Here is a 7,469-nt window from a genome sequence, read left to right on the forward strand (position 1 = left end):
CTACGTCCCGCAGCCCAGTGAGGAGCGTATTCCATCGCTTCAGGGCTATTTCAAATACTACCCGGACGTACAGGTTTTCCTCGCGGATGGGCGCGCCGACCTCCGTGGCGACGGGCGGCTCGACCAGCCAGTCCGGGTTGGCCTGCTTGTCCCACCAGCGCCAGGCGGCATAGGCGCCGCCGGCGAGGACACCCAGCAGCAGGAGCCCCTTGGTCGCCCGGCCGGCCTTGGCCCGCCGCTCGTGCTTCCGGGCCAGCTTCTGGATCTCCTTGGCCGTGACCGTGGACCGCAGTGCGGCCAGGGCGGCCGCGCTGCGGGCCGAGGCGTGCTCGGCCACCGGCTGGGCCGCCGCCCGCGCCTGCTCGACGCGCGGCGCGGTGTAGTCGGCGGCGGTCCGGGCGGCCTTCCGGGTCGAGTGCGCCGCACGCTGCGCGGCCTCGTCGACCTTCGGCGGCACATGGGTCAGGGCCTGTTCGAGACGCGGTGCGAGATGGGACTCGTACTGGACACGGGCCTGCTTGGCGGCCTTCGTCACCTTGGGCGCGAGCCGTACACGGGCCTCGTGCGCATAGTGGGCAGCCTGCTCCTTGGCCGTGTCGGCGTACGGCGCCACCACTTCCGCGGCGTGCTGCGCGCTGTCCCTGGCCGAGTCGGTTGCGGCGCGCACGCTGTCGATGCGGGTCACGGGATCCTCCTCCTTGGTGGCGGGTAGGTACTCCGCCTTTCCGCCCAATTCGAAATCATGCCTGGCACGGCCATGACCGGCACTCCGGACGGGCATCCGGGTCATGGCCGCCATTTCCGTCAAAACAGTTGAAGTCGGTAAAACAGTGCGAGTCAAGCGTGCCGACGACAATGCCATGGTTCGGCGGTGAACGCGCCGTTTCACCAGGCATCCGGCCGTACATTTCCCGGTCCGTGGGAGGATCGGCGGACGTCAGCGAAGGATTACGGAAGGCAGATCGTGGCCGAGCAGCTTTACGCCACCTTGAAGACCAGCCAGGGCGACATCGAGATCCGGCTCCTGCCGAACCACGCCCCCAAGACGGTCAGGAACTTCGTCGAACTGGCCACTGGACAGCGGGAGTGGACCAACCCCGGGACCGGCGCGAAGTCCACGGACCGGCTGTACGACGGCACCGTCTTCCACCGGGTCATCAGCGGGTTCATGATCCAGGGCGGCGACCCGCTGGGCAACGGCACGGGCGGGCCGGGCTACGAGTTCCCCGACGAGTTCCACCCGGAACTGGCCTTCACCAAGCCGTACCTGCTGGCCATGGCCAACGCGGGCCCCGGGACCAACGGCTCGCAGTTCTTCCTGACCGTGTCGCCCACCGCCTGGCTGACCGGCAAGCACACCATCTTCGGCGAGGTCGCCGGCGAGGCGGGCCGCAAGGTCGTCGACGCCATCGCGGCCACCCCGACCAACCCCCGTACCGAACGCCCCGTGCGGGACGTGGTCATCGAGTCGGTCGTCGTCGAGACCCGCTGACCGGCCTTCCGCACCCGGGCCGCCTCGGCCGCTCCTGCCGGGGACGACCGGGGGCGGCGGGAACCAACCGCCCCGCCCGTCCGTACTGTTACATAGCGGACCAGCGGGGCAGTCGTGTGCGCGGCGCCCGGGGCGAGATTCGAGAGGCAGGCCAGGACCGATGGACCAGCACCCGCCGGCGGACCGGGGCGCACCGCGGAGCGGGGAGGCCGTGCCGACCTGTTACCGGCACCCCGACCGGGAGACCGGGATCAGCTGCACGCGCTGCGAGCGGCCGATCTGCCCGGAGTGCATGGTCAGCGCCTCCGTCGGCTTCCAGTGCCCCGACTGCGTACGCCAGGGCTCGGGCACCGGCCACCACCCGGCCGCGAGCATGCCCCGCACGCTGGCCGGCGGGACCGTGGCCGCCGATCCACGGCTGATCACCAAGATCCTGCTCGGCATCAATCTCGCGGTCTTCGTCCTGGTCGCCGCCGCCCCCGAGTCCCTGCTCGACGACCTGGTGCTGCTCGGCCGGGCCTGGGACCCGACACCGCCGCCGGGCTCGATCGAAGGTGTCGCCGAGGGGCAGTGGTACCGCCTGGTGACCTCGATGTTCCTGCACCAGGAGATCTGGCACATCGGGTTCAACATGCTGGGGCTGTGGTGGCTCGGCGGACCGCTGGAGGCCGCGCTCGGCCGCGTCCGCTATCTCGCGCTCTATCTGCTCTCCGGCCTCGCGGGCGGCGCCCTGATGTATCTGATCGCCGCTCCCAACCAGCCGTCGCTCGGTGCGTCCGGTGCGGTCTTCGGCCTGTTCGGCGCCACCGCCGTGCTGATGCGCCGGATGAACCAGGACATGCGCCCGGTGCTGGTGCTGCTGGCGATCAACCTGGTCTTCACCTTCACCATGGGTGGTATCGCCTGGGAGGCCCATGTGGGCGGCCTCGTCGCGGGCGCCCTGATCGCGGTCGGGATGGTGCACGCACCGCGTGAGCGGCGTACGGCTGTGCAGGCCGGGACCTGTGCGCTGGTGCTGCTGGCGACGGTGGCGATCATCGTCGCCCGGACGATGTCCCTGAGCTGAGCACGCGCCGGTAGCCACACATCGGTAGCCGGGCACAGAGAGGGGCACGCCCGGAAAGGGCGCGCCGAAAGGCCCTCTGCCCCCAGGGCAGACCTCGGTTGTCCACAGTGAGGGCAGAGTCTTGTGCATGGCAAGGGGAACATCTGTGCCCACCGTCGCTGAGCTGGGTTTTCCCGCTGGGGCACGAGATGCAGCCCCCCTCGCCGAGGGGGGCTGCAGTCACACCGGCGTCAACTTGAGTGAAAGTTATCCACAGATCGGCTGACCTTTTCCCCCGCCTGTGGATAACCCTGTGGGTAACTCAGGGCAAGGCTTGCGCGAAGGCAGGCCGAGCAGATACAGGCAGGGCTGAGACAGGTAGGGCGGTGCAGGCCGAGCGGGAAGGGCTGAGCGCTACTTCCACTGCGTGGAGACGGCGAAGCCTCCCGCGATGAAGCCGAAGCCCACGACGATGTTCCAGTTGCCCAGGGCGTCGATCGGCAGATCGCCTTCGGTCACGTAGAACACCACGATCCAGGCCAGCCCGAGGAGGAACAGGGCCAGCATCACCGGGGCGACCCAGCTGCGGTTGGTCAGCCTTATGGCCGTTGCCTGCTTCGCCGGGGGCGGCGTGAAGTCGGCCTTCTTGCGGATACGTGACTTCGGCACGAGGGACTCTCCTGTCGATGCGCTGCGTGACCGCGCAGGGATCTGTGGCGGGCGCCGGGGCGGGGGTGCCAGGGGGAACGCTGCCTCCCCCGGGCGTCCGTTAGCGTAGTGCTTCCATGGCGCCCGATGAGATAAGGGTACGTTGAGCAATTCTGCCGACTCTCCCGAAGGCCCGGCCCGGCCCACCTCCGTGTGGGTGGCCCGGGGGCTCACCGCTGCTGTTTTCGCCCTGGCCGGACTGATCTTCGTCACGAGCGCCAACACGGCCAAGGGCACCAATCTGCGCAGTGACTCCTCCCTGCTCAAGCTCTCCGACCTGATCAAGGAACGGAGCGAGAACAACGCCGAGCTGAACGAGTCGGTCGCATCCGCGCGTGCGGACATCGACGCGCTCGCCCAGCGCGACGACGGCTCCACCGCGGCCGAGGACGCCAAGCTGAAGGCCCTGGAGAAGGCGGCCGGCACCACGAAGATCACCGGCGACGCCGTCAGTGTCACCCTCGACGACGCGCCCCCCGACGCCACCGCCAACCCCGGCTACCCCGAGCCCCAGCCCAACGACCTGGTCATCCACCAGCAGGACCTCCAGGCCGTGGTGAACGCCCTGTGGCAGGGCGGGGCGCGCGGGATCCAGGTGATGGACCAGCGGCTGATCTCCACCAGCGCGGTCCGCTGCGTCGGCAACACCCTGATCCTCCAGGGCCGCGTCTACTCACCGCCGTACAAGGTGACCGCCGTCGGCGACCCCGGCAAGCTCAGGAAGGCGCTCGACAACTCCACGGCGATCCAGAACTACCAGCTGTACGTGAAGGCGTACGGGCTGGGCTGGAAGGTCGAGGAGGACGACGCGGTGACCCTCCCCGGCTACTCGGGCACCGTGGACCTCCACTACGCGAAGCCCGTGGAGTGAGCCCGAGCTGATCACCTGGACGCGATACGCCCGGTGAGCGAGGGCAGGCCGCCGGCTCCTCGCGGCCGAGCCGAGCTTTTCCACAGCGGACCCACTCTCCGGCCGCGGCACTCTAGTCTGGTCGCGGTACCGAATGGAGGGGTCAGCATGTACGGCTGGATCTGGCGGCATCTGCCGGGCAACGCATGGGTGCGGAGCATCATCGCGCTCGTGCTGGTTCTCGCGGTCGTCTACGCGCTGTTCCAGTACGTCTTCCCCTGGGCGGAGCCGCTGCTCCCGTTCGGTGACGTGACCGTCGACGGCGCGAGCGCCGGTGGAGCAGGAGCCGAGCAGTGAGCGCACGCATCCTCGTCGTGGACAACTACGACAGCTTCGTCTTCAACCTCGTCCAGTACCTCTACCAGCTCGGCGCCGAGTGCGAGGTGCTGCGTAACGACGAGGTGACCACCGCCCACGCCCAGGACGGCTTCGACGGCGTCCTGCTCTCCCCCGGCCCCGGCACGCCCGAGCAGGCCGGGGTCTGCGTCGAGATGGTGCGCCACTGCGCCGACACCGGCGTTCCGGTCTTCGGCGTCTGCCTGGGGATGCAGTCCATGGCCGTCGCGTACGGCGGTGTCGTCGCCCGGGCCCCCGAGCTGCTGCACGGCAAGACCTCCCCCGTGGACCACGAGGGCAAGGGCGTCTTCGCCGGGCTGCCCTCCCCCTTCACCGCCACCCGCTACCACTCGCTCGCCGCCGAACCGGGCGCGCTGCCGCCGGAGCTGGAGGTCACGGCCCGCACGGCGGACGGCATCATCATGGGGCTGCGCCACCGGGACCGGGCCGTGGAGGGTGTGCAGTTCCACCCCGAGTCGGTGCTCACCGAGTACGGCCACCTGATGCTCGCCAACTGGCTGGAGCAGTGCGGCGACCAGGGGGCCGTCGCGCGGTCGGCGGGTCTCGCGCCGGTGGTGGGCAAGGCCGCCGCGTGACCGCACCCCGCCCCGAGGACGACACCGGACTTCAGGGCCCGTACGCGCAAGGGGCGTACGGGGCCGACGGGGCGTTCGTCTCGGCGGTGGACGGACTCGCGGACCCGCTCAACGATCCGCTGCCGGGTCCGCTCGACGGCCCGTTGCCGGGCCCGCTCAAGGATCCGCTCACGGACCCCTTCGACGGCCCGCTGCCGGACCCCCTCAACGGTCCGCTCACGGACCCGCTCAACGGTCCGCTGCCGGATCCCCTCAACGGTCCGCCGCCGGGGCAGCACGCCTCCCCGTGGTTCCGGAGCGAGGCCCCCCAGGGTGCCCCGGCCGCGGATCGGCAGTCCGCGGCGCCGGCGGAGGGGCCCCGGCCTCCTGCGTACGGGGGGCCTGAGCAGCCCCAGGGGGCCCCGAGCGAGTGGTACGACCCCGAGGGGTACCAACGGGACTGGTACGGCCCCCAGCAGCCCTCTGCGCCTTCTCCCGCGGCCGTTCCCGTAGGAGAAGGCGCCGCTCCCGTCCCCCCGGTCGACGAGACCATCGGACTGCGGACCGCGGACACCCGGCGAACGGTCGCGGCCGGGGAGCACGCCCCGGGGCCCCGGCCCCGTAGGGAAATACCCGCCGAGCAGCCCCAGCGACCCGAACAGCCCGAGCGGTCCCAGCGACCCGAACAGTCCGAGCAGTCCCACCTGCCCGACCCGTCCGACCCGTCCCACCCGTCCCACCTGTCCGACCCGTCCGACCCGGTCACCGGAGGGCGTGCCGAGCGGCGCAGGGCGGCCAAGGGCCGCGGCCGCCGTCGTACGGGACCGGCTTCCGCACCGGCGGCGGCCACGCCCGCCGCTCCCCTGTCCCGGGTGGAGGCGCGGCGCGCGGCGAAGGCGGCCAAGGACAGTCCGGCCGTGGTCGCCAGCCGGGCCGTCGGCGAGATCTTCATCTCGCTGGGCGTCCTGATGCTGCTGTTCGTCACCTACCAGCTCTGGTGGACCAACGTCCGGGCCGAGCAGATCGCAGGCAAGGAGGCGAACAAGATCCAGGAGGAATGGGCCAACGGTGCGGGCAAGCCCGGGGTGTTCGCGCCCGGCCAGGGTTTCGCGATCATGCACATCCCCAAGCTGGACGTCGTCGTCCCGATCGCCGAGGGCATCAACAAGGAGAAGGTCCTCGACCGGGGCATGCTCGGCCACTACGGCGAGGGCAAGCTCAAGACGGCGATGCCCGAGGACGAGCAGGGGAACTTCGCGGTGGCCGGCCACCGCAACACCCACGGAGAACCGTTCCGCTACGTCAACAAACTCAGCCCCGGAGACCCGATCGTGGTCGAGACACGGGACGCGTACTACACGTACGAGATGACCAGCATCCTGCCGCAGACCTCGCCGTCCAACATCTCGGTGATCGAACCGATCCCGGTCGGATCCGGGTTCACCGAGCCGGGCCGGTACATCACGCTGACGACCTGCACACCGGAGTTCACGAGTACCTACCGGCTGATCGTCTGGGGCAAGATGGTCGACGAACGGCCGCGCGGCGAGGGAAAGCCCAAGGCGCTCGTGGGCTGAACATCATCACGACAGGGGCGGTGCGGTGGCAGCGAGGACCGAGCACGACGAGCGGACCGACATGTCCACGCCCCCGGCACCCCGCCCCGGCAGGCACCCCATCGCCACGGCCGTCAGCGTCTTCGGCGAGCTGCTGATCACCGCGGGCCTGGTGCTCGCGCTCTTTGTTGCGTACTCCCTGTGGTGGACCAACGTGCTCGCCGACCGGGAGGCCGGCAAGCAGGGCGACACGGTCCGCAGCAAGTGGGCGGAGGGTCCGGGCGCCCTGGACACCAAGGACGGCATCGGCTTCCTGCACGTCCCCGCCATGAAGAACGGCGAGGTGCTGGTCAAGAAGGGCACCGACCCCGAGACCCTGAACAACGGCATCGCGGGCTACTACACGGACCCGGTCCCCTCCGCCCTCCCCTGGGACGACGAGGGCAACTTCACGCTGGCCGCGCACCGGGACGGGCACGGCGCCAAGTTCCACAACATCGACAAGCTGAAGAACGGTGACGCGGTCGTCTTCGAGACCAAGGACGTCTGGTACGTCTACAAGGTCTACAAGTCGCTCCCCGAGACCTCGAAGTTCAACGTCGATGTGATCCAGCCGGTCCCCGAGGAGTCGGGCGTCAAGAAGCCCGGCCGCTACATCACGCTGACGACCTGCACCCCGGTCTACACGTCGAAGTACCGGTACATCGTCTGGGGCGAGCTGGAGCGCACGGAGAAGGTCGACAAGGACCGTACACCGTGGTAGGGGAGATCCCCATCGGTACGGCCGAGCGGGTCGCCTTGTCGATGCGTGCCCAAGACGCCCACGCCAGCCAATGACGAGCCACAG

General features: G+C 69.9%; 9 protein-coding genes. 7 read left to right on the forward strand and 2 right to left on the reverse strand.

From position 1 onward, the window contains the following. Window positions 1-685: DUF5324 family protein (locus AB0917_RS32615; RefSeq protein WP_366823325.1), on the reverse strand; the 685-nt coding region annotated here is incomplete at its 3' end. 279 nt (window positions 686-964) lie between these two features. On the opposite strand from AB0917_RS32615, the gene AB0917_RS32620 reads away from it, so the two are divergent. Then, entirely contained in the window at window positions 965-1,492 is a 528-nt protein-coding gene (locus AB0917_RS32620) for a peptidylprolyl isomerase (RefSeq protein WP_366823326.1), read from the forward strand. A gap of 160 nt (window positions 1,493-1,652) precedes the next feature. Then, a complete protein-coding gene (locus AB0917_RS32625) occupies window positions 1,653-2,558 on the forward strand; it encodes a rhomboid family intramembrane serine protease (protein ID WP_366823327.1) in 906 nt (301 codons plus the stop codon). Between the two features lie 393 nt (window positions 2,559-2,951). Here the strand turns inward: AB0917_RS32625 and crgA are convergent, their stop codons facing one another. Further along, the gene (gene crgA, locus AB0917_RS32630; protein WP_366823328.1) at window positions 2,952-3,206 is read right to left on the reverse strand and encodes a cell division protein CrgA; all 255 of its coding nucleotides are present in this window, start codon (window positions 3,204-3,206) and stop codon (window positions 2,952-2,954) included. A gap of 142 nt (window positions 3,207-3,348) precedes the next feature. On the opposite strand from crgA, the gene AB0917_RS32635 reads away from it, so the two are divergent. From AB0917_RS32635 to AB0917_RS32655, 5 genes are all read left to right on the forward strand, one after another. Beyond that, window positions 3,349-4,116, forward strand: a complete 768-nt coding sequence (locus AB0917_RS32635) for a DUF881 domain-containing protein (protein WP_366823329.1) — start codon at window positions 3,349-3,351, stop codon at window positions 4,114-4,116. 147 nt (window positions 4,117-4,263) lie between these two features. After that, window positions 4,264-4,452: a hypothetical protein gene (locus AB0917_RS32640; RefSeq protein ID WP_366823330.1), complete on the forward strand. Its 189-nt coding sequence runs from the start codon at window positions 4,264-4,266 to the stop codon at window positions 4,450-4,452. After that, a complete protein-coding gene (locus tag AB0917_RS32645) occupies window positions 4,449-5,087 on the forward strand; it encodes an aminodeoxychorismate/anthranilate synthase component II (RefSeq protein WP_366823331.1) in 639 nt (212 codons plus the stop codon). Before AB0917_RS32640 ends, AB0917_RS32645 begins: the two co-directional genes overlap by 4 nt. Before the next feature lie 191 nt (window positions 5,088-5,278). After that, the gene (locus AB0917_RS32650; protein WP_366823333.1) at window positions 5,279-6,643 is read left to right on the forward strand and encodes a class E sortase; all 1,365 of its coding nucleotides are present in this window, start codon (window positions 5,279-5,281) and stop codon (window positions 6,641-6,643) included. 25 nt (window positions 6,644-6,668) lie between these two features. Next, on the forward strand, window positions 6,669-7,385 hold the full coding sequence (locus AB0917_RS32655; RefSeq protein ID WP_366823332.1) for a class E sortase: 717 nt from the start codon (window positions 6,669-6,671) through the stop codon (window positions 7,383-7,385). Window positions 7,386-7,469: the final 84 nt, after the last annotated feature.

Source organism: Streptomyces sp. NPDC007346 (genome assembly GCF_040703535.1).
Taxonomy (GTDB): Bacteria; Actinomycetota; Actinomycetes; order Streptomycetales; family Streptomycetaceae; genus Streptomyces.